The following is a 21,187-nucleotide window of genomic DNA, read 5'->3' as shown; positions in this document are numbered from 1 at the left end:
GTTCTCCTCGCACACGGTTGCCCTGACGCCGGAGAACATACCCATTTCGAAGGCTGTTTAGGGGAGCGAATAGGTCGTACGAGCTGCGAAGCGGGCCGTTGACCAGCAGATCGAATGCCCGGCGGGACGTTTGCCTGCGTTGCCGAAATCGTCCGGGTGACGCTTGCAAGCCTTCAAGAAGTGAAGACACCGCCACGCGAAGCTCATACGAACCGGACACACAGTGACGCCATCCGCCCCACCGCGTTTCCCCGGCTTGATTTCCTGCAACCAGCCACCGCCATCCGCCGCAGGACCCGTTCGGGAAGCGATCCGGACTTGTACAGCTTGGCGAAGTCCACTGACTGGCCGTCACTCGCCACGATATGTGGCCAGCGTCACGGGCGCATCTCAGCTGTCAAGCTGAGCATCCCTACGCCTGCCGTCGCTTTCTGTTGACAGACCCATTGCTCTGCGTGGCGGAATTTCGCCTTTGAGGAGCCCTACTGTCCATCTTGGACAACTCCTCCGGGCCGGTTCGGCCAGGCGTCGGGCGAGGCAATTTTTGCCAGGCCGTACAGATCAGCCGCCAGAGGTGTCCGATTCGGCATCTTCGCCGAGTCGGGCACATTCGTACGGATCGTCCAACCAGCCCTCAGGCAGGACCACCCGGTTGTTGCCGCTGGTACGGCCTCGCGGGCCGTCGGCGCCGAGCGGCCAGCTCTGCTCCTGGTCGACCAGCGCGAGGGTCTCGTCGAGTTCGGAGAGCGAGCTGGAATTGGCGAGCTTCACCCGCAGTTCGGAGCCGACCGAGAATCCCTTGGTGTACCAGGCGACGTGCTTGCGGAAGTCGATGACACCGCGGGCCTCGTCACCGAGCCACTCCCCCAGCAGTTGGGCGTGCCGGACCATGGCGCGGGCCACGTACGCGAAGGTGGGGCGGGCGTAGTCGACGTCGCCCTCGAAGATCGACACCAGGTCCCTGAACAGCCACGGGCGGCCGAGGCAGCCGCGACCGACCACCACGCCGTCGCAGCCGGTCTCGCGCATCATCCGCACCGCGTCGTCGGCGGACCAGATGTCTCCGTTGCCGAGCACCGGGATGCCCGCCGGCACGGACTCGCGCAGCCGGGCGATGGCCGACCAGTCGGCGGTGCCGCCGTAGTGCTGGGCGGCGGTGCGGCCGTGCAGGGCGATCGCGGCCACGCCCTCCTCGGCACCGATCCGGCCGGCGTCGAGATAGGTCAGGTGGTCGTCGTCGATGCCCTTGCGCATCTTCATGGTGACCGGGAGGTCACCCGCGTTGCCGACCGCCTGACGCAGGATGTCACGCAGCAGGTTGCGCTTGTACGGCAGCGCCGAGCCACCGCCCTTGCGGGTCACCTTGGGAACGGGGCAGCCGAAGTTGAGGTCGATGTGATCGGCGAGGCCCTCCTCGGAGATCATCCGCGCCGCCTTGCCGACGGTCTCCGGGTCCACGCCGTACAGCTGGATCGAGCGGGGCTTCTCACTCGGGTCGAACTTGATCAGCTGCATGGTCTTGGCGTTGCGCTCGACCAGCGCCCGGGTGGTGATCATCTCGGAGACGTACAGGCCACGGCCACCGCTCTGTTCCCGGCATAGGGTACGGAACGGGGCATTGGTGATGCCGGCCATCGGGGCCAGCACCACCGGCGGCCACACCTGCATCGGCCCGATGTTCAGCGGGGCGAACTCCGGCGCTTCGGGTGCTGCCGGAGTTGCCTGGGCGGAGTCGGGCGTGATGGTCATGCGCGGCAGATCCTCAAACGGGTAGGGCCCCAACGGCGGGAGTTCCGGACTCTCCATTCTCCCCCACCGGCCGAGCGGGCCGCCCGCTCCTGTTGAACAGCCCCGCTCGGGCTCGGACGACTCGGGCTCGGACGATCAGAAGCGGTCGGTCGGAAGCGGCCGGTATGGAAGCAGACCTGGAGCAGGGTCCACCGCGCCGGCACCGGCGGGGCGCCCGGTCAGTGGTGGTCGCCCATCCGGTTGATGGCGACGGTGCCGGAGGCGGTGACGACGTCGAGCACCCTTGACGAGGACGAGTTCGGCAAGGACTGATCGATCACTTGGTCGCCCCCTGCGTTGCTGAGGTCGATCCGGTACTGACTGCGATCGTCGGGGACTTGCAGCAAGAGGTTGCCGGAGGCCAGCCGGGCTGTCACCGAGGTCGGCGGCCGGTCGTACTGGAGGGTGACCTGACCGGAGGAGGAGAACGCTCTGGTCTCCGTCGATGTCAGCCCGGTGCCGATGATCTGACCGGAGCCGCTCTTGGCCCAGATGGCACCGCTGACCCGGCTCAGTTCGATCTGCCCGGAACCGGTCTCCGCCGAGGTGTCCCCGGAGATGTCGAGTATCTCCGTCCGTCCCGACCCGCTGCGGGATTTGACCACCGTCGTCGCCGGGACCTGTATCTCCAGGACGACGGCGCAACCGAACAGCCGGCTGGCCGCCAAGCAGTCGACGGACACCGACAGCGTGTCCCCTTCGATCTGCTCGTTCACGGTGGGCTTGCGCAGGGACCAGCCCACGCGCTCAGTGACGATCACTCGATCGGTGCCGCCGGCCCGCACTGTGACCAGGGCCGGCCCGGACTCGAGGTCGAGCCGGTCGATCGCTTCGAAGTACGACCGCTCCCGAACGGTGTCCTGCTGGACCAGCGCGGCACCGGTGGTGGCGGCACCGCCCACCAGGGCGCAGGCAAGTGCCAGCACCCCGATGACTCGCCAGATGCGGCGCTCGCCCGGACGCAGCCCGGCAGCCGGAACGTCCGGACCGGGTGTCGGCAGCCACCGGGCGAGGCGGCCCTCGTCGTCCGGGTGCGGCTTCGAACCCGGCCCCGGGCCCGAACCCGGCCCACGCCCAGGCCCCGGTGCCGGCTCCGGCCCTGTGGCGGATCGTCGGGTCATTGGCTGATCTCCAGGAACCGGAGCACCGCGAGGACGCGCCGATGCGTGTCCTCGGCGGGCGGGAGGTCGAGCTTGGTGAGGATGGAGTTGATGTGCTTGGAGACCGCGCTGTCGCTGACCACCAGGGACTCGGCGATCGCCGTGTTGGAGCGCCCTTCGGCCATCAGCGCCAGTACGTCCCGCTCGCGGGGCGTCAGCCGGTGCAGCGGATCGCGGTCGCGGCGCAGCAACAGCTGGGCGACCACTTCGGGGTCTAGGGCGGTGCCGCCCTCGGCCACTCGCTGGAGCGCCTCCACGAACTCGTCGACGTTGGCGACCCGCTGCTTGAGCAGGTAGCCGACGCCGCTGGTGTTCTTGGCCAGCAGATCGGCCGCGTAGCGCTCCTCGACGAACTGGGAGAGCAGCACGACCGCGGTGTCCGGCCACTGCTGGCGGATCATCAGGGCGGCGCGGACTCCCTCGTCGGTAAATCCGGGTGGCATCCGGACATCCGCGACGACGATCTGCGGGCGGTGCTCCTCGACGGCGGCGAGCAACGCCTCGGCGTCCTCGACGGCTGCGGCCACCTCGTAGCCTTCGCTCTCCAGCACCTTGACGATGCCGATCCTCAGCAGGACGGAGTCCTCGGCGATCACAGCTCGCATGGCAGCTCCATGGTGATAGTGGTGGGGCCCCCACGGGGGCTGGTGATGGCAAGTGATCCGTCCACGGACGCGGCGCGCTTGCGCAGGCCGACGAGCCCGGTGCCGCGGGTGGCGTCCGCGCCGCCGATGCCGTCGTCGGCGATGGTGATGAGCAGCCGGCCGGCGGCCTGGCGCAGGACGAGGTCGACCCGGGAGGCCTTGGCGTGCTTGGCGGCGTTGGCCAGCGCCTCGGAGACCGTGAAGTACGCGACCGCCTCCACGGTGGGGGCTATCCGGCCCGGCAGGTCGACCGCGAGGTGCACGGGGACGGGGCTGCGCGCGGCGACGCCGGAGAGGGCCGCATCGAGCCCGCGGTCCTCCAGTACGGCGGGGTGCAGGCCTCGGACCAGGTCGTGCAGTTCCTTGATGGCGGCCTGGGCCTCTTCGTGGGCGGTGACGATGACCTCCATCGCCTCAGGTGGGATGTTCTTGAGGGTGCGCCGGGCGAGGCCGAGGTTCATGGCGAGCGAGACCAGTCGTTGCTGTGCGCCGTCGTGCAAGTCCCGTTCGATCCGGCGGCGTTCGGCGTCGGCGGCGTCCACCACGTCCACTCGGCTCTGGGCGAGGTGCTCCACGCGGCGTTCCAGCACCTCCGCGCGGTTGGGGCCGAGCAGGGCGCGGACCGTCCAGAGGTCGAGCGCGGCGAGCAGGGCGACCAGCCATGGGGTGAGGAACAGCAGGAGGAGGCCGCCGAGGGTGATCACCGCCCCCTCGATCGTCCAACCGGCTCCGGCCCGCAGCGGGTTGCCCATCGGAAGCAGCCAGACCCAGCCGAAGAAACTGAGCAGCACGAGGGAGGTGCCCCAGAGGCTGAGGACGAGAGCAGCGCAGAAGGTCTGGAGCGGTGCCACGAGGAAGTGGTGGGTGGCCTGACGCCACGTCAACCCGGCGCGAAGGCGGGGCAGCCAGCCTGCGCCCGGCGGCAGTCGGCCGGGGATCTCCAGGCCGCGCAGGGTGCGGACCCGGCTGCGCTGGACAGTGGTCGCCAGGTCGAGCAGGACCACCAGCAGGAGCAGCCCGACCAGCAGTGACGTCCCCGGCAGGCTGAGGACGATGATGCAAGGCAGGCCCAGCGGGAGGCCGGCTGCCAGGAACAGCGAATCCCGTCGAGTGCCCGCGGACCATGGCGCACGCTCCCGGACAGCACGGAGCACTGCGGGGCCGACCGCGCCGGGGTCGGCTGCCCGGACGGGCCGCGACTGGATCTTCGACTGGAACATGCGGCACAGCGTAGGGCCGCGCCGATCTCGGCTTCCATGGCCCGGGCCTCCGTCTTTGGGGTGTACCTGGCTACACCCCAAAGACGGAGCCGCACGCTACCGACAAGATCGTTGCACCACAGGATTCTTGACGGCATGACGAATACGAACCTGATGCGTTGTGGCCGCAGCCCGCTCGGTGTCGCCGGTGGCGCCGCCCTGGAGCTCCCGCCGGCCGGTCCCGAACTCATCGACGGTGCGGGCCAGATGGGCCTGCTCGCCGCGGTCGGCCCCTGGTCGGTACGCCTGCGCGCCGGCCGCCGACCGGCCATGGAGGTGTACGAGTACGGCGAGTTGCTCGACGTGGTGGTCGAGTCCTCGCTCGGTGATGCCCAGTTGCGCGGCGCGCGGCGCGGCCGGGCCGGTGGACCGGACGAAGGGTCGGTCTCGTGCGCATGGGGCCGATGGCCACCGGGTGCCACACCCCGGCCGGTGCTCTTTCGCGCCGGCGGGCTGCGCCGCCGCGCGGTGCAGGCCGATGTCGTGCGGACGGCAGGGCGCTTCTGGTTCGCCTCGGCCGCCGGCGAGTTCCGCTGGGTCCAGGTCTGCGGGCCGGCGGGCCACGCGGAGCGCCCGGAGTCGGGGAGGGCGGCATGAGCGCGTTTGCTTCGACCCTCGTCCGGGCCGGCAGCGGCGTGCGTCCGGTCCGACCCGAGGGCCTGGGCCTGCGGGTCGGGCCGGTGTGGGTGGAGCTGCTGCTCCTGGGCTGCGGGGTGGCCCTGCTGCCTTGGGCGGCGCTGCTGGCCACGCTGCCGGGCGGGTCGACCTGGGCCGTGCTCGACGTGGTCGAGTCGGCGGCGCTGTCGGCCAGCGCCGTCCTGCTTCGGCAGGGCCGGCGTCCGCGCTGGACGGCCTGGACGGCTGTCGTGCTGCTGGTCGCCGATGCCGGCTGCGACGTGGCGACGGCGGCAACCGGGCCCGAGCTGGTGGCGGCCCTGCTGATGGCCGTCTGCGCGGAGCTTCCGCTCGCCGCCCTGTGCTGCTCGGTGGCGCTCGGACGGTCCGGCCCGGGTGCGGGCGGTTCGCCGTTCGCACCTCGACGCCCGGTCAGCGGTCAGCGGGCACTGGCCAGTTGGTGGAGCCGGTCCCGGGTGTCCTGGTCGTGGGGCACGTACCCGACCAGTCGAGTGCCGCTCCTGGGGCCCAGCCACAGGTTCGTGTACTCGAAGCGCAGCAGGCCGACCTCGGGCAGCACGAACTGCTTGAACCCGTTGACCATCCCCGCCACCTCGTGGCGTTCCCAGGCCTCCTCGAAGTCCGGGGAGACCTTGCGCAGCCGACCGACCAGCGTCTTCCAGGCGGGTTCCGCCGCATGGTCGGCCATCACGGTCCGGAAGCGCGCCACCACCCCTGCTCTGGCGGCCGCCAGGTCCGCCAGGTTCCTCGCGATTGGAGTGTCAGTGAAGATCATCCACATGATGTTGCGATCCTCTTCGGGGATCGTGTCCAAGTCCCCGACGAGCCAGGTGTACGCCCGGTTGTACGCGAGGATGTCGAACCGGCTGCTGATCACCACGGCGGGGAACGGGTCGAGTTGGTCGACCACGGCCCGGATCGCCGAGGAGACGGTGGAGCATTCCTTCACCGGCGTCGGGTCCTCGGCACCGGCCAGTGCGAACAGGTGCGACCGCTCATTGCGATCGAGCAGCAGAGCCCGGGCCACCGCATCCAGGACTTGGACCGACACCTGGATGTCCCGCCCCTGTTCCAGCCACGTGTACCAGGTGACCCCGACCGCGGCCAGACCGGCGACCTCCTCGCGGCGCAGCCCCGGGGTGCGACGGCGTCCGACAGCAGGCAGGCCGACCTGTTCGGGCGAGATGCGTTCCCGGCGGCTCCGCAAGAACGTGGCCAGTTCCTGCCGTCTGTCGTCGGCGGGGGTGTGAAGGTCCGTGGAGATAGCCATGGCACCAGGGTGGACTACCACAGATCCTGTTGCCAGGTACTGCTTATACCTGGATAAACACCGCCTGGTACCAGGCTGAGGGGAGCCTCATCGTAGTACCCGTGACTCAGCAGACATTGCTACCGCAGATCTCGTCGCCGGCCCGGCCCGCGGCACCCGGACTGGGCGCCGCCGGCCTGATCATCGTCCTTCTGGGCGCCTTCCTTCCGCTGCTTGACTTCTTCATCGTGAATGTCGCGCTGCCGACCATCGACCACGATCTGGTCGCCGGCCCCGCCGTCCTGGAACTCGTGGCGGCGGGCTACGGCATCGCCTTCGCCGTCCTGCTCGTCCTGGGCGGGCGGCTGGGCGACGCCTTCGGCCGACGGCGGCTGTTCATCGCCGGAGCCGCCGCCTTCACCGTCACCTCACTCGCGTGCGGTGTCGCCCCCACCGCATGGACCCTGGTTGCCGCCCGGGTCACCCAGGGCGCCTCCGCCGCTCTGCTGCTCCCCCAGGTCCTCGCCACCATCACCGCCACCACCAGCGGTCAGCAGCGCGCCCGAGCCCTCGGCATCTACGGAGCCGTCGGCGGCATCTCGGTGGTGATCGGCCAGGTACTCGGCGGGTTCCTGGTCTCGGCGGACCTCTTCGGCACCGGCTGGCGCGCCGTGTTCCTGCTGAACGTCCCCTTCGCGCTGCTCACCGCGGTCCTGGCGGCGCGTCATGTCCCGGAGAGCCGGGCGGAACGGGCCGTCGGCGTGGACCTCCCCGGCACCCTGCTGCTCACGGCAGCTCTGCTGGCACTGTTCGTACCCCTGATGGAGGGCCGGGCCCTCGACTGGCCGCTCTGGACCTGGGTGTCCCTGGCGGCGTTCCCCGTCCTCGCCGCAACATTCCTGGCGGTGGAGCGACGGGCCGAGCGGGAAGGGCGGGTTCCTCTCGTCCCGCTCTCGCTCCTGCGGATTCCGGAGATGCGGCGCGGCCTCGGCGTGGCCGTGCCCTACTTCACCGGATTCGGCGGCTTCATGTTCGTGATCGCCCTGCTGCTGCAGGACGGGCTGCACCGGGACCCGATCGCCGCAGGCTGGGCCCTGGTGCCGATGGCGGTCGGCTATTTCGGCGCCTCGCTGGCCGGGCCGCGGCTGGTCGGCCGCTTCGGCAGCCGGGTCATCACAGGCGGCGCAGTGATCCAGGGCCTCGGCCTGATCACGCTGATCGCCACCGCACTCGGCGACTGGTCGCACTTCTCCCCGCTCCGGATGCTGCCCGGCGTGGCACTCGCCGGCATCGGACAGGGCCTGGTGAGCATGCCCCTGTTCCGGGTGGTGCTCTCCCGGGTTCCCGCCGAACGCGCGGGGGTCGGCAGCGGGGTGCTGGCGACCACTCAGCAGTCCAGCCTGGCCCTGGGGGTGGCCACGCTCGGGACTCTCTTCATCGCCATGGTCCCCACTCTGGGAATGGCGAACGCGCTGGCTCTGGTGCTCGGCATCCAGGCGCTCGGCTCCCTCGTCATCTGCTGGCTGAGCATCCGCCTGCCGCGCTCGGTCGGCTGATGCCCGCACCCTGCCGAGCCGGGATCGGAGCGAACACCGGGCCCACGACGGGCCGAACCGGCGGAGACCGTGGCCCGCGAATAATGCCGGGCCCGGCCGCCGCGGCGGTGCAAGGATGGCGCTATGGCAAATCCGACCATCCTTACGAGCGACGCACGGACCAGCGAACAGTTGGTGGCCGCGATCGAGTCCGGGAGCAGCCCCAAGTACCTGTTCTTCTGGCGCCACCAGCCGCAGGGGAACGGGCAGATCGGGGCCGGTGTCTTCAGCCAGTGGACCCCGTCGCCGTTCACCGTCGACGGGGTCGAGTACCTCACCGCCGAGCACTGGATGATGGCCGGCAAGGCGCGGCTGTTCGGCGACGAGGAGAGCGTCCCTCGCATCCTCCGGGCTCGGACGCCCGCCGAGGCCCAGAAGTTGGGCCGTCTGGTCAAGGACTTCGACCAGGACGTCTGGGAGGCGCACCGCTTCGAACTGGTGGTGACAGGCAACGTCGCCAAGTTCGGACAGGACGAGCGGCTTCGCGACTACCTGCTCCGCACCGGGACGCGTGTCCTGGTGGAGGCCAGCCCGCTCGACCGGATCTGGGGCATCGGGCTGGCGGCCGACAGCGAGCGGGCGAGTTCGCCGTCGCAGTGGCGCGGACTGAACCTGCTCGGTTTCGCACTGATGGAAGCGCGGGCCCGACTGGTGAACTGACGCCTCATCAACCCGTCTCCACAGCTGTGAACAGTGGCCCTTATCCCCGCAAGTGGGGCGAGTCGGACGGCAGTTGACCGCCGTCCGCAAAACTCGTCGGTCTCCGGGTGCATCGCCACTCGCATTTCCGTCTCGAAAACGTTATGACTTACTCCCGTAACGTGGCCGCCGTACGGCAGCACCAGGATGGCCACCAGTCGTAGTGGCGGGGGCCAATCGGGGGACCCCGTGGAAAGGCCAGGGCGGGGCGCGATGACCGTAGGCGATCGGGGGCCGGAGTCGGCCGATGTCCAGACACTCAGAGCCGAGCTGGACGAACTGCTCAGAGCACGGCAGTTCGCCGCACAGCGCGAACGCAGGCTCAGCGAAGCGCTTCGGGCCGGCCACGAATCCGACCACGCCCCCGGGTCCGGCCGCCCGTCCCGCCAGCCCGACCCCGAACTGCTCCGGCAACTTGCCCAGGCCCAGAACCTTCGCGAAGGCCTCGGTGCACGCTGCCTCGAACTGAGTGACCGACTGCTGGCGGCAGAAGACCGTCTGCTGACCGGCCGGTTCGCCGAGCCGCCCCGCCACCCGGGCCACATCACGACAGGCTTCGCAGAGCAGCAGCGTACGAACGCCCCTGCGGGCTGGAGCGCCTCTCCGATCCCTCAACAGCGGCCGCATTCGCCCGCCGCCCGCTTCGACGCGAACCACCCCGGGACGCCCGTCGGACGCGGCGTACCCGCTGGACGACCGGGCCCGGGGGCCGCCGCTCCGACCGCCGGGACCGCTCCGAACCGTGCCCGCCTCGGTGCCGACCGCCGCGAGGCGGCGACGGAACAGGCCTCCTGGGCCAGAACCGGCATACCGGGCCAGGCCGTTGGCAGCCCGCGCCCCGCCGACGCCGAGTTCCCCCGCGCGGAACGTCCGCACGCGGAACGCCCTGCTCAGCCCCAGGGCACCGCCGGCGCGTGGAACCCTCGGTCCTCCGAAGCCGGCGCCGCAGCAGGTGCCGCACCCGCCGGCAGGGCATCCGCCCCGGCGGCGCAGACCGTCGACCACAACGGCGATCGCTTCCGCTCGGCTGCCCCAGGACACGGCCCCGCCGACCCAGGACACAGCCCGGCCGCCCCGGGGCGCGGCCCCGCTGCCTCGAACCAGGGCGGGCCCCACGGCGTCGAAGACCCGACGCCGCCGTCCGGCCAGCTGCGACCGCGGACGACGGTGGAACTGGTGGCCCTGGTGCAGCGCATCAGCGGACTGCACCAGCAAGGCGCCACACATGAGTCGGCGGCCATCGTGCGCCAGGTGGCCGTGATGATCACGCCCGAGGACGTGGCTCGGCTGGCCACCCTGCTCCAGGAGAACGGCCCGACGGGCTCCTCCACCTACCTGGCACGCTCGGTCTCCGCCGGCGCCCCGGAGCACGCGGCGGCCACACTCGCGGTACTGCGTCGCGACGGGATGATCGACGAGGCGGCCGACCTCTTCCACACGCTGTGGTCGGCGAGTTCGGCGGCCCTGCCGGCACTGCTGGCCGCCCTGGAGCAGTCCGGCCAGTCGGCCGACGGCCAGACCCTGCTGTGGGAGCGCGCCTCTGCACCGGCAGAGGAACTCGCCGAGCTGGCACAGCACTTGAAGGCCGCCGGGCGGACCGACGACGTACGCCACCTGCTGCGGCAGGCGGCAGGTCGGCCGATCAACGAGGTCGCCGCGATCGCCGGCGAGTTGAACGAAGAAACCGCGATGGAGCTGGTCGGCGAGCTGGTGCGGCTGCGGTCCGCGAGCGACATCGGCAGGTTCGGCGCCGCGATCCAGGGGGCGACCGAGCTGTACGACACCCTGCTGTTCACCGCCGACGACCTGGAGGAGAGCCGGGCCCGCAGCGTGTTCGCCGCGCTGCGCACCGGTGGGCTGCCGACCCAACCGGCGCCGCGTCCCCGCTCCCGGTCCCGCCAGCGCCGCTGACCTGCCGGTCGGCGCTCGAAGCACCGACCGGCGGACGCCAGGCATCGGTGAACACCGCGGCTGCCACCCGCCCCCGGCACAAGAGAAACGCCCCCTGCTGGAAACGCCGCGGCTCCCGGCCTGCGAACTCGAATTCGCGGGCCGGGAGCCGGAGGTGATGCCCAGTCGGTGGGATGCACCGAGTGGTGCGGCGTCAGCAGCCGATCAGGCGGGCGCCCAGGTAGGACTTCACCTGGTCGAGCGACACACGCTCCTGCGCCATGGTGTCACGCTCGCGAACGGTCACCGCGTTGTCCTCGAGGGTGTCGAAGTCGACGGTGACGCAGAACGGCGTGCCGATCTCGTCCTGGCGGCGGTAGCGCTTGCCGATCGCACCGGCGTCGTCGAACTCGACGTTCCAGGCGGTACGCAGGTCGGCGGCCAGGCCGCGGGCCTTCGGGGAGAGGTCGGCGTTGCGGGACAGCGGGAGCACCGCGACCTTGACCGGGGCCAGGCGCGGGTCGAGCCGCATGCCGACGCGCTTCTCCATGACGCCCTTGGCGTTCGGCGCCTCGTCCTCGAAGTAGGCGTCGATCAGGAAGGCCAGCATGGCACGGTTGAGGCCGGCGGCGGGCTCGATGACGTACGGGTAGTACCGCTCGTTCGCGTCCTGGTCGAAGTACTTCAGGTCCTGGCCGGAGGCCTCGCTGTGCACCGTCAGGTCGTAGTCGGTGCGGTTGGCGAGACCCTCGAGCTCGGAGAACTCGCTACCGCCGAAGTTGAAGCGGTACTCGATGTCCACCGTGCGCTTGGCGTAGTGGGACAGCTTCTCCTTGGGGTGCTCGAAGAAGCGCATGTTCTCGGTGCGCAGACCGAGGTCCACGTACCAGTTCCAGCGCTGCTCGAGCCAGTACTCGTGCCAGGTCTCGTCCTCGCCCGGCTTGACGAAGAACTCCATCTCCATCTGCTCGAACTCGCGAGTGCGGAAGATGAAGTTGCCGGGCGTGATCTCGTTGCGGAAGCTCTTGCCGACCTGGGCGATGCCGAACGGCGGCTTCTTGCGCGAGGTGGTCTGCACGGCGCGGAAGTTGGTGAAGATGCCCTGCGCGGTCTCCGGGCGGAGGTAGGCAAGGCCGGACGCGTCCTCGGTGACACCGAGGTGCGTCTTCAGCATGCCCGAGAACTCCTTGGGCTCCGTGAAGGCGCCCTTGTTGCCGCAGTTCGGGCAGTTGATGTCGGCCAGGCCGTTGGCCGGGAGCTTCTTGTGCTTGGCCTCGTAGGCCTCTTCCAGGTGGTCGGCGCGGAAGCGCTTGTGACAGGAGAGGCACTCGGTCAGCGGGTCGTTGAAGGTGGCGACGTGGCCGGAGGCCTCCCAGACCTCGCGGGCGAGGATCACCGAGGAGTCGATACCGACGACATCCTCCCGAGCGGTGACCATCGCACGCCACCACTGGCGCTTGATGTTCTCCTTGAGCTCGACTCCCAGCGGACCGTAGTCCCAGGCGGCGCGAGTACCGCCGTAGATCTCGCTGCAGGGGTAGACGAAGCCACGGCGCTTGCTCAGGCTGACGATCGTGTCGATCTTGTCGGCGGCCACAGTGCTCTCTTCAGTACGACGGCACGGTCAGGGCGCGGCTGGTTGCGCGCGCCCGAAGAAACTCAGGGTACCGGGCATGCGGGGGCGGGATTCAACTCGATAGTGGCGCAGACAGGCGGCCGGGAGGCCGTATCGCAGTGAACAGCCGTGTGCGTTCCGGCGTGTTGGCACCGGCCACAGGTGCCGATTCCGGTTGCGACTCCGGCCCCGGCTCCGATCCCGCCCCGGGCCCCACTCCAGGTCCCGCTCCAGCCCGACCCGCGGGCGGCGCGCAGGCGGCGGACGGCGGCGCACGGGACCGTCGGCACCGGCTCGCGGAAGGTCGCCGGGGCGGAAGTGTGACCCCGATCCACCCGAACGCAAGTTGACAATCATTTCCACATAAGATGAGAATCGTTGTCATGAAGATTCGCCGCCTGTCGACCTCGATAGCCCTCACCGCCGCGACAGCGGTCGGCGCGCTCCTGCTCTCCGCCTGCGGCGGCACCAGCAGCGCGGCCGGCAGCGACGGCGGGAAGCTGAACGTGGTGGCGTCGTTCTACCCGATGGAGTTCCTGGCCCGGCAGATCGGCGGCGAGCACGTCAAGGTCACCGGTCTGACCGCCGCCGGCGTGGAGCCGCACGACCTGGAGCTGACGGCCAAGCAGGTCGCGGCCGTGCAGCGGGCCGACACCGTGATCTACCTCAAGGGCCTGCAGCCGACCGTGGACAAGGCCGTGGCGCAGACCCACCCCAAGCATGTGGTGGACGCCACCGCCGCCTCCCCGCTGGTGGACCACCACCTGGACGAGGGCGCCAGCGAGCCCGACGGCCACGACGGCGAACACGAGCACACCGACGCCGCCGGCGACCCGCACATCTGGCTGGACCCGACCCGGTACGCGGCGGTCGCGAAGAGCGTCGGCGCGGAACTCGCCCAGGTGGACCCGGCGAACGCCGCCGACTACCAGCGCAACACCGACCACGTGGTCGCCCAACTGGCCACCCTGGACCAGGAGTTCCGGGACGGTCTGCAGAACGTCAAGACCAAGACCTTCATCACCAGCCACGCCGCCTTCGGCTACCTCGCCGACCACTACGGCCTGAACCAGGTGGCGATCAACGGCGTCGACCCGGAGGCCGAGCCCACCCCGTCCCGGCTGGCCGCGATCCAGCGCGCCGCAAAGGAGAACGGTGCGACCACCGTGTTCTTCGAGGCCCTGGTCAGTCCCAAGCTGGCCGACACCGTGGCTGCCGACCTCGGCCTGAAGACGGCCGTGCTCGATCCTCTGGAAGGGATCAAGGAGCCGACCAAGAACGACTACTTCTCGGTCATGCGGCAGAACCTCGACAACCTGAAGGCCGCCCTCGGCGCGAGCTGACCGGTCCGAACGGCCCGACCGCCCAACCGGCGGACCGGCCAGCACAGACGACACCGGCCACCCGAACCGACCCCACATCCGAGCACCCGACCGACCCCACCCGACCGACCCCACCCGGCCGATCGACCCGAGACCAAGCGGCGCGAGCCGAGCGAGGAACACCATGAGTACTGTCATCTCCACGGCAGACTCCGACCGGCTGCGGCCGTCCTCCGGTGAGGACACCGGGCCGGCGGTCGTCAGCCTCCGGGGCGCGGTCGCCACCGTCGGTGGTCGGCCGGTGCTGCGCGGCGTCGACCTCACCGTCCGGCCGGGCGAAGTGGTGGCACTGCTGGGCGCCAACGGATCCGGCAAGTCCACCACCGTGAAGAGCGTCATAGGGTCAGTGCCGCTGGAGCAGGGCAGCCTGGAGCTGTTCGAGCGGCCGCTGCGCAGGTTCCGGGACTGGCACCGGATCGGGTACGTGCCGCAGCGCACCACCGCGGCCGGCGGGGTGCCGGCCACGGTCCGCGAGGTGGTCTCCACCGGTCGGCTGCCGCAGCACGGGCTGCTGCCGTTCCGTCGCAAGGACCGCGACGCGGTGGACCGGGCGTTGGCCTCCGTCGGCATGCTGGACCGGGCCGGCGACGGGGTGACCAACCTGTCCGGCGGGCAGCACCAGCGGGTGCTGATCGCCCGTGCCCTGGTCGGACTGCCCGACCTGTTGATCATGGACGAGCCGATGGCCGGCGTCGACGTGGACAGCCAGCAGGTGCTCGCCGACATCCTGCGCAGCGAGGTGGAGCGCGGCTGCGCGGTGCTCCTGGTGCTGCACGAACTGGGCCCGCTGGAGCCGCTGATCGACCGGGCCGTGGTGCTGCGCGACGGCTGCGTCGCGCACGACGGGCCGCCGCCGCGGGGCGTCGGCCAGCACGCGCTGCCCGGCCACGACCACGTCCACCCGCACGCGGACGACCACCACCACCGCACCACCCAGGGGCTGCTGGCATGATCGAGATGTTCCAACCCGACTTCATGCAGCGGGCCTTCCTCGCCGCCCTGCTGGTCGGCATCACCGCCCCCTCGGTCGGCATCTACCTGGTGCAGCGCCGCCAGGCGCTGATGGGCGACGGCATCGGGCACGTCGCGCTGACCGGTGTCGGCCTCGGCTTCCTGTTCCAGGCCAACCCGATCTGGATGGCCGTGCTGGTCTGCGTGCTCGGCGCGATCGTGATGGAGCTGGTCCGCGCGCGCGGCAACCAGCGCGGCGACATCGCCCTGGCGATGCTGTTCTACGGCGGCATGGCCGGCGGCAAGCTGCTGGTCTCGATGAGCAGCCAGGCCGGTTCCGGCAGCCTGGAGAGCTACCTGTGGGGCTCCATCCTCACCGTCTCCCCCGGCGACCTGGCGGTGATCGGCGGCCTGGCGGCCGTCGTCGTCGCGGTCACCGCGGGCCTGCGCCGCCAGCTGTTCGCGGTGTGCCAGGACGAGGAGTTCGCCCGGGTCACCGGCCTGCCGGTGCGGGTGCTCAACCTGCTGCTGGCGGTGATGGCCGCGGTCACCGTGACGGTCGCCATGCGGGTGGTCGGCCTGCTGCTGGTCAGCGCGCTGATGGTGGTCCCGGTCGCGGCGGCCCAGCAGCTGACGCGTTCCTTCGCGGCCACCCAGGCCGCCGCGGTGAGCGTCGGCGTGGTGACCGCCCTGCTCGGCGTCGGCACCTCGTACGAGGCCGACCTGCCCTCCGGCCCCACCATCGTGATCCTGGCCATCCTGGCCTTCGCCCTGTTCAGCGCGATCGCCGCGCCGCTGGCCAAGCGACGGCACCGGCACCGGGCCGCCGCCGAACACGGCCCGGCGGTCTGCGACGTCGCCCTGCCCGTCCAGAACCCGAATGCCCAGGGCCTGAGCGCCCAGAGCCTGAGCGCCGACGGCACGGAAGACGCAGCGGACACCACCCCCGCAACGGCGGGCACGGCGGTGAAGGCGCCGCTGTCGGGGGAGACGCTGTCAAGTCGGGGGCTGGCACAATGATGTGCGAAACCCAGCCGACCAGCAGGAGGACCCCGGTGACCACCGCAGGCCCGTCGCCGCGCGCGCGATCGACTCGGCAGCGCACCGCCGTCTCGGCGGTTCTGGACGAGATCGAGGATTTCCGCAGCGCGCAGGAACTGCACGACATGCTCAAGCACCGGGGCGACTCGGTGGGGCTGACCACCGTCTACCGGACGCTCCAGTCCCTCGCCGAGGCCGGTGAGGTGGACGTGCTGCGCACCGCCGAGGGCGAGGCGGTCTACCGTCGCTGCAGCAGCGGGCACCACCACCATCTGGTGTGCCGGCACTGCGGGGCGACCGTCGAGGTCGAGGGCCCGGCGGTCGAGCGCTGGGCCAACGCGGTCGCCGCCGAGCACGGCTTCAGCGACATCGCGCACACCCTGGAGATCTTCGGCACCTGCGGCGAGTGTGCCGCGAAGCAGCAGACGCCGCAGTAACACCGCTGCCCGTACAGCACCGAAAGCACAGCACCGAAAGCACAGCACCGAGGGCCCGGATCGGAACAGTCCGATCCGGGCCCTCGCCGTCCACGGGCGAATGGCGGGCATCACACCCGCCCCCGCCCCGCGTCAGCGCTGCGGCGGCACCTCGGCGCCGGCGGCCGAGTCGTTGGGCACCGCCCCGCCGAAGCGGCGGTCACGGCGGGCGTACTGCTCGCAGGCACGCCACAGGTCACGGCGGTCGAAGTCGGGCCAGAGCACGTCCTGGAACACGAGCTCGGCGTACGCGGACTGCCAGGCCAGGAAGTTGGAGGTGCGCTGCTCGCCGCTGGGGCGCAGGAAGAGGTCCACGTCCGGCATGTCCGGGTAGTAGAGGTACTTCGCGAACAGCTTCTCGTTGACCTTCTCCGGGTTGAGCTTCCCGGCGGCCACGTCACGGGCGATGGCCAGGGCGGCGTCGGCGATCTCGGCCCGGCCACCGTAGTTGACGCAGAAGTACAGCGTCATGGCGTCGTTGTTCTTGGTCTGCTCCTGGGCGACCTGGAGTTCCTGGACGACGCTCTTCCACATCTTCGGCATCCGGCCGACCCAGCGGATCCGGATGCCCATGGCGTCCATCTCGTCACGGCGGCGGCGGATGACGTCCCGGTTGAAGTTCATCAGGAACTTCACTTCTTCCGGTGAGCGCTTCCAGTTCTCGGTGGAGAAGGCGTACAGCGAGAGGTTCTTGACGCCGACCTCGAGGCAGCCGCGCAGCACGTCGAGGACGACGCCCTCGCCGACCTTGTGGCCCTCGGTGCGGGGCAGGCCGCGCTCCTTGGCCCAGCGGCCGTTGCCGTCCATGACCACCGCGACGTGGTTCGGGACCAGGTCGCCGGGGATCTTCGGCGGCTTCGCACCGCTCGGGTGCGGGGCGGGGACTTCGTACGTCCGCTTGCTGCCGAACAGGCGTCGCGCGACCATGTTCACTTCTCCACGTATCTCATCGAGCGGATGCCCCGCTCCAAGTGCCACTGCAGGTAGGCGGCCACCAGCCCGCTGCCCTCGCGCCAGTACCGCGGTTCGCAGGAGTCGGCGGTCCGCCAGTCCCCGGACAGCAGCGCGCCGAGCAGTACCAGTGTCTCAGGGGAGGGTACGGCACTTCCGGGTACCCGGCAGTCGCCGCACAGCACACCGCCCGCCTGGAGGGAGAAGAACCGGTTGGGGCCGGGCAGTCCGCAGCGCGCGCAGTCGGTGAAGCTCGCGCCGTAGCCGTTGACGGCGAGCGAGCGCAGTAGGAAGGCGTCCAGCACCAGGTGCGACTGGTGGGTGCCGTCGGCCAGCGTGCGCAGGCCGCCGACCAGCAGCAGGTACTGCTGGACGGCGGGTTGGCCCTCGTTCTCGGCGAAGCGTTCGGCGGTCTCCAGCATCGCGGTGCCGGCGGTGTAGCGGGTGTAGTCGTCGACGATCCGGGCGCCGTAGGGGGCGAGGGTCTCCACCTGGGTGCACAACGGCAGGGTGCGGCCGACGAGCTCGCTGCCCCGGCTGAAGAACTGGATGTCGACGTGCGAGAACGGTTCGAGACGCGCGCCGAACTTCGACTTGGTCCGGCGCACGCCGCGCGCCACCGCCCGCACCTTGCCGTGCTGGCGGGTCAGGAAGGTGATGATCCGGTCGGCCTCGCCGAGCTTCTGGGTGCGCAGCACGATGCCGTCGTCGCGGAAGAGACTCATGGTGGTTCCCATTGTCCCGTACCCCACCGACAGCGCGGCCGCGTTCGACACCGGCGGACGGCAGGAACCCGCGGCGCGCAGCCGTGAGCCCGCACCGGGGCTGCAGGGCATTCACCCGTGCGGTGCGGGACACGGCGGGCCCGGGAGGGGGAGTACGGGCCCGGCTCGGTGGGAACAGCGGAACGGTGAAACGGACAGGACGACAAGGAACGCCGAGGACGGCAGGGCGGAGCCGTCAGTGCGGGGCGCGGGTCGCGGCCTCCAGCAGTCGGTCGACCTGCGCGGCGCCGAGGTCGAGGCAGCGGCCGACCACGGCGAGCGCGGCCCGCTCCTGCGGGAGGTAGCGGCCGTCGGCGAGGGCGACCAGCGCGCCGAGGGTGAGGAGGCGTTCGCGGCCCTGGAGCAGCAGGTGCGGGGCGAGCGGTTCGAGCGCGGCGTGCAGTTCGACGGCCAGGCCGCCGCCCTCGACGTCCACGTCGAGGGGGTCGCCGCCGCTGTGCCCGGAGAGTGCGGCGAGGGAGGCCAGCACCTGGGCCTCGCCGCAGTCGTCGAAGCCGGCTTCCTTGATGACGGCGCAGGCGACTTCGCGTCCACTGCGGCTGCCGGTGCCGCCGGCGGCGAGCGCGGCCAGGGCGATGGTGTACTGGGCGTCGCGGAGCATCGCGCCGAGCCGGCCGGAGGTCAGCTGCTCCAGCGATTCGGTGCTGTGGCGGCCTCGGCAGGAGGTGCACTGGACGCTGCGGACCACCCCGCCGAGCGGCAGGACCGGGGTGCCGAACAACCGCAGCCACCGCCGGCCGTGCTGCCGACGGTAGTTGCGGTCCCCGCCGCAGCCCGGGCAGAAGAATTCACCGAGGACATCCGTCCGCCAGCGAGGGCGAACACCCCACAACCCTGTCACGGCGCCACTCCCCAGACATGGCAGGCGGCCTGCACGTCAACGGGCAGGTCACGCGACCGGACGCCGTGGTCGTCCCACCGACCCCGGTTCCGGTCCGTCGATGTTGCCATGGTTACCGGCTCGTGTCAGCACCCTGAACGGGTGCCGAGGGGAAAATTTGTGACCGGGGCCACACCCTCCGGGCGTGGCCCGGACGTTACCTGACGGTACGTCAGCAAGCCGCTCCGCGCGGCCTGTTGGCCACAGGTCGGGCCGCGCGCCGCGCGGCCCGACCGACGGCGGGTCAGTCGCGCTGCGCGGCCCGGTTGACGGCGCTGACCAGAGCCTTCAGCGAGGCCAGCACGGTGTTGCCGTCGATGCCCACGCCCCACAGCACCTTGTCGCCCACGGCGCACTCGACGTACGCGGCGGCCTGCGCGTCGCCGCCCTCGCTCAGCGCGTGCTCGGCGTAGTCCAGGACGCGGACGTCGATGCCGATCGAGGCCAGCGCGTGCACGAAGGCGGAGACCGGGCCGTTGCCGGTGCCGGTCAGGGTGACGGGGGTGCCGTCGACGACCGCCTCGGTGGACAGCGCGTCGCGGCCGTCCTCGGTGGTCAGGCTGCGGGAGCCGCTCAGCGAGATCCGGCCCCACGGGTTGGCGGGGGTGGGCAGGTACTCGTCCTGGAAGACCGCCCAGATGTCGCCGGGGGTGACCTCGCCGCCCTCGGCGTCGGTCTTGGCCTGGATGATCTTCGAGAACTCGATCTGCATCCGGCGCGGCAGGTCCAGCTTGTGGTCGTTCTTCAGCACGTAGGCGATGCCGCCCTTGCCGGACTGCGAGTTGACCCGGATGACCGCTTCGTAGCTGCGGCCGACGTCCTTCGGGTCGATCGGCAGGTAGGGCACGCCCCAGGTGTACTCGCCGACCGGGACGCCGGCTGCGGCGGCGTCGGCCTCCAGGGCGTCGAAGCCCTTCTTGATGGCGTCCTGGTGCGAGCCGGAGAAGGAGGTGAAGACCAGGTCGCCGGCGTAGGGGTGGCGCTCGGGCACCGGCATCTGGTTGCAGTACTCGGCGGTGCGGCGGATCTCGTCGATGTCGGAGAAGTCGATCATCGGGTCGACGCCCTGCGAGAACAGGTTCATCCCGACGTTGACCAGGTCCAGGTTGCCGGTGCGCTCGCCCTGGCCGAACAGGCAGCCCTCGACCCGGTCGGCGCCGGCCATGACGGCCAGCTCGGCGGAGGCGACGCCGGTGCCGCGGTCGTTGTGCGGGTGCGCGGACACGCAGACGAACTCGCGGCGCGACAGGTTGCGCGACATCCACTCGATCTTGTCGGCGTAGACGTTCGGAGTGGACCGCTCGACGGTGGTCGGCAGGTTCAGGATGATCTCGCGGCCCTCGCCGGGCTGCCAGACGTCCATCACCGCCTCGCAGACCTCCAGCGCGTAGTCCAGCTCGGTGTCGATGAAGATCTCCGGCGAGTACTCGTAGCCGAAGACGGTCTCGTCGCCCAGGATCTTCTCGGCGTACTCCATCACCAGCCGGGTGCCGTCGGTCGCGATGGCCTTGATCTCGTCCTTGCTCGCCTTGAACACCACCCGGCGGAACATCGGCGAGGTGGCGTTGTACAGGTGGACGGTGGCCCGCGGGGCGCCCTTCAGCGACTCCACGGTGCGCTCGATCAGGTCCTCGCGGGCCTGGGTCAGCACCGAGATGGTGACGTCCTCGGGGATCGCGTCCTCTTCGATCAGCGAGCGGACGAAGTTGAAGTCGGTGGCGCCGGAGGACGGGAAGCCGACCTCGATCTCCTTGTAGCCCAGCTTCACCAGCAGGTCGAACATCTTGCGCTTGCGGGCCGGCGACATCGGGTCGATCAGGGCCTGGTTGCCGTCACGCAGGTCGGTGGACAGCCAGCGCGGGGCCTGGGTGATCACCTTGCTCGGCCAGGTGCGGTCCGGCAGGTCCACGGTGCCGAAGGGTACGTATCGCCGGAACGGCATCCCCGAGGGCTTCTGCTGCACGCTCGCGGCGGTGATCGGGGTGGGACGGTCGACGAACGCGCGGGCGACGGAGGACTGTTCGGTCATGGCTGGGGCTCTCGGCTTCCCTTGTCGAAGGCGGTCTGCGGTCGGGGATCAGGACACCCGACTCGGCCGACTCGATGCGCCGCGACAGCTGATGCTGAGCGCAACACGGCTCCCCGCGACGAGGGGGCCGGCCTTCACTGGACTACAGGCCCTCGCC

The 21,187-nt window shown here is 70.6% G+C and carries 18 protein-coding genes; 8 read left to right on the top strand and 10 right to left on the bottom strand.

The features are described from left to right. Positions 1-561 precede the first annotated feature (561 nt). The 4 genes from dusB to ACI1MP_RS25685 form a co-directional block, all read right to left on the bottom strand. Positions 562-1,668, bottom strand: coding sequence for a tRNA dihydrouridine synthase DusB (gene dusB, locus ACI1MP_RS25700; protein ID WP_363475393.1), 1,107 nt, complete (start codon positions 1,666-1,668; stop codon positions 562-564). Positions 1,669-1,967: 299 nt separating this feature from the next. Further along, complete coding sequence (locus ACI1MP_RS25695) at positions 1,968-2,714, bottom strand: DUF4097 family beta strand repeat-containing protein (RefSeq protein ID WP_404869559.1); 747 nt, start codon at positions 2,712-2,714, stop codon at positions 1,968-1,970. A gap of 191 nt (positions 2,715-2,905) precedes the next feature. Beyond that, positions 2,906-3,553, bottom strand: a complete 648-nt coding sequence (locus ACI1MP_RS25690; RefSeq protein ID WP_043913889.1) for a response regulator transcription factor — start codon at positions 3,551-3,553, stop codon at positions 2,906-2,908. Next, positions 3,541-4,812, bottom strand: a complete 1,272-nt coding sequence (locus ACI1MP_RS25685; protein ID WP_380335403.1) for a histidine kinase — start codon at positions 4,810-4,812, stop codon at positions 3,541-3,543. The genes ACI1MP_RS25690 and ACI1MP_RS25685 overlap by 13 nt, the downstream gene beginning before the upstream one ends. Before the next feature lie 135 nt (positions 4,813-4,947). On the opposite strand from ACI1MP_RS25685, the gene ACI1MP_RS25680 reads away from it, so the two are divergent. Continuing rightward, on the top strand, positions 4,948-5,448 hold the full coding sequence (locus ACI1MP_RS25680; RefSeq protein ID WP_404869558.1) for a hypothetical protein: 501 nt from the start codon (positions 4,948-4,950) through the stop codon (positions 5,446-5,448). A gap of 457 nt (positions 5,449-5,905) precedes the next feature. Here the strand turns inward: ACI1MP_RS25680 and ACI1MP_RS25675 are convergent, their stop codons facing one another. Next, positions 5,906-6,757: a helix-turn-helix transcriptional regulator gene (locus tag ACI1MP_RS25675; RefSeq protein WP_100585743.1), complete on the bottom strand. Its 852-nt coding sequence runs from the start codon at positions 6,755-6,757 to the stop codon at positions 5,906-5,908. A gap of 101 nt (positions 6,758-6,858) precedes the next feature. On the opposite strand from ACI1MP_RS25675, the gene ACI1MP_RS25670 reads away from it, so the two are divergent. The 3 genes from ACI1MP_RS25670 (at position 6,859) to ACI1MP_RS25660 (ending at position 10,941) form a co-directional block, all read left to right on the top strand. Continuing rightward, entirely contained in the window at positions 6,859-8,292 is a 1,434-nt protein-coding gene (locus ACI1MP_RS25670; protein ID WP_404869557.1) for an MFS transporter, read from the top strand. Positions 8,293-8,415: 123 nt separating this feature from the next. Next, positions 8,416-8,991, top strand: a complete 576-nt coding sequence (locus tag ACI1MP_RS25665; RefSeq protein WP_404869556.1) for an NADAR family protein — start codon at positions 8,416-8,418, stop codon at positions 8,989-8,991. Positions 8,992-10,206: 1,215 nt separating this feature from the next. Further along, entirely contained in the window at positions 10,207-10,941 is a 735-nt protein-coding gene (locus tag ACI1MP_RS25660) for a hypothetical protein (RefSeq protein WP_404869555.1), read from the top strand. Positions 10,942-11,134: 193 nt separating this feature from the next. Here ACI1MP_RS25660 and ACI1MP_RS25655 read toward each other — a convergent pair whose 3' ends face one another. Then, complete coding sequence (locus tag ACI1MP_RS25655) at positions 11,135-12,517, bottom strand: glycine--tRNA ligase (protein WP_380335417.1); 1,383 nt, start codon at positions 12,515-12,517, stop codon at positions 11,135-11,137. Positions 12,518-12,918: 401 nt separating this feature from the next. Here ACI1MP_RS25655 and ACI1MP_RS25650 point away from each other — a divergent pair, with 401 nt between their 5' ends. The 4 genes from ACI1MP_RS25650 to ACI1MP_RS25635 all read left to right on the top strand — a co-directional run bounded on the left by ACI1MP_RS25650 (position 12,919) and on the right by ACI1MP_RS25635 (position 16,346). After that, the gene (locus tag ACI1MP_RS25650; protein WP_380335420.1) at positions 12,919-13,878 is read left to right on the top strand and encodes a metal ABC transporter substrate-binding protein; all 960 of its coding nucleotides are present in this window, start codon (positions 12,919-12,921) and stop codon (positions 13,876-13,878) included. Between the two features lie 163 nt (positions 13,879-14,041). Next, on the top strand, positions 14,042-14,869 hold the full coding sequence (locus tag ACI1MP_RS25645; protein WP_404869554.1) for a metal ABC transporter ATP-binding protein: 828 nt from the start codon (positions 14,042-14,044) through the stop codon (positions 14,867-14,869). Beyond that, the gene (locus ACI1MP_RS25640; RefSeq protein ID WP_404870832.1) at positions 14,869-15,888 is read left to right on the top strand and encodes a metal ABC transporter permease; all 1,020 of its coding nucleotides are present in this window, start codon (positions 14,869-14,871) and stop codon (positions 15,886-15,888) included. The genes ACI1MP_RS25645 and ACI1MP_RS25640 overlap by 1 nt, the downstream gene beginning before the upstream one ends. Before the next feature lie 35 nt (positions 15,889-15,923). After that, entirely contained in the window at positions 15,924-16,346 is a 423-nt protein-coding gene (locus ACI1MP_RS25635; RefSeq protein WP_043913902.1) for a Fur family transcriptional regulator, read from the top strand. A 132-nt stretch (positions 16,347-16,478) separates the two neighbouring features. On the opposite strand, the gene ACI1MP_RS25630 is transcribed toward ACI1MP_RS25635, so the two are convergent. The 4 genes from ACI1MP_RS25630 to leuA all read right to left on the bottom strand — a co-directional run bounded on the left by ACI1MP_RS25630 (position 16,479) and on the right by leuA (position 21,030). Then, on the bottom strand, positions 16,479-17,312 hold the full coding sequence (locus ACI1MP_RS25630) for an isoprenyl transferase (RefSeq protein ID WP_100585736.1): 834 nt from the start codon (positions 17,310-17,312) through the stop codon (positions 16,479-16,481). Between the two features lie 2 nt (positions 17,313-17,314). After that, on the bottom strand, positions 17,315-18,061 hold the full coding sequence (gene recO / locus ACI1MP_RS25625; RefSeq protein ID WP_043913904.1) for a DNA repair protein RecO: 747 nt from the start codon (positions 18,059-18,061) through the stop codon (positions 17,315-17,317). Between the two features lie 235 nt (positions 18,062-18,296). Next, on the bottom strand, positions 18,297-18,842 hold the full coding sequence (locus tag ACI1MP_RS25620) for a TerB family tellurite resistance protein (protein ID WP_380335426.1): 546 nt from the start codon (positions 18,840-18,842) through the stop codon (positions 18,297-18,299). Between the two features lie 403 nt (positions 18,843-19,245). Beyond that, on the bottom strand, positions 19,246-21,030 hold the full coding sequence (gene leuA, locus ACI1MP_RS25615) for a 2-isopropylmalate synthase (protein WP_043913907.1): 1,785 nt from the start codon (positions 21,028-21,030) through the stop codon (positions 19,246-19,248). Between the last annotated feature and the right edge of the window lie 157 nt (positions 21,031-21,187).

It is taken from the genome of Kitasatospora griseola, assembly GCF_044999035.1.
GTDB lineage: Bacteria > Actinomycetota > Actinomycetes > Streptomycetales > Streptomycetaceae > Kitasatospora > Kitasatospora griseola.
Note: the sequence above shows the minus strand (reverse complement) of the source record. Positions and strands in the feature narration are given on the sequence as shown.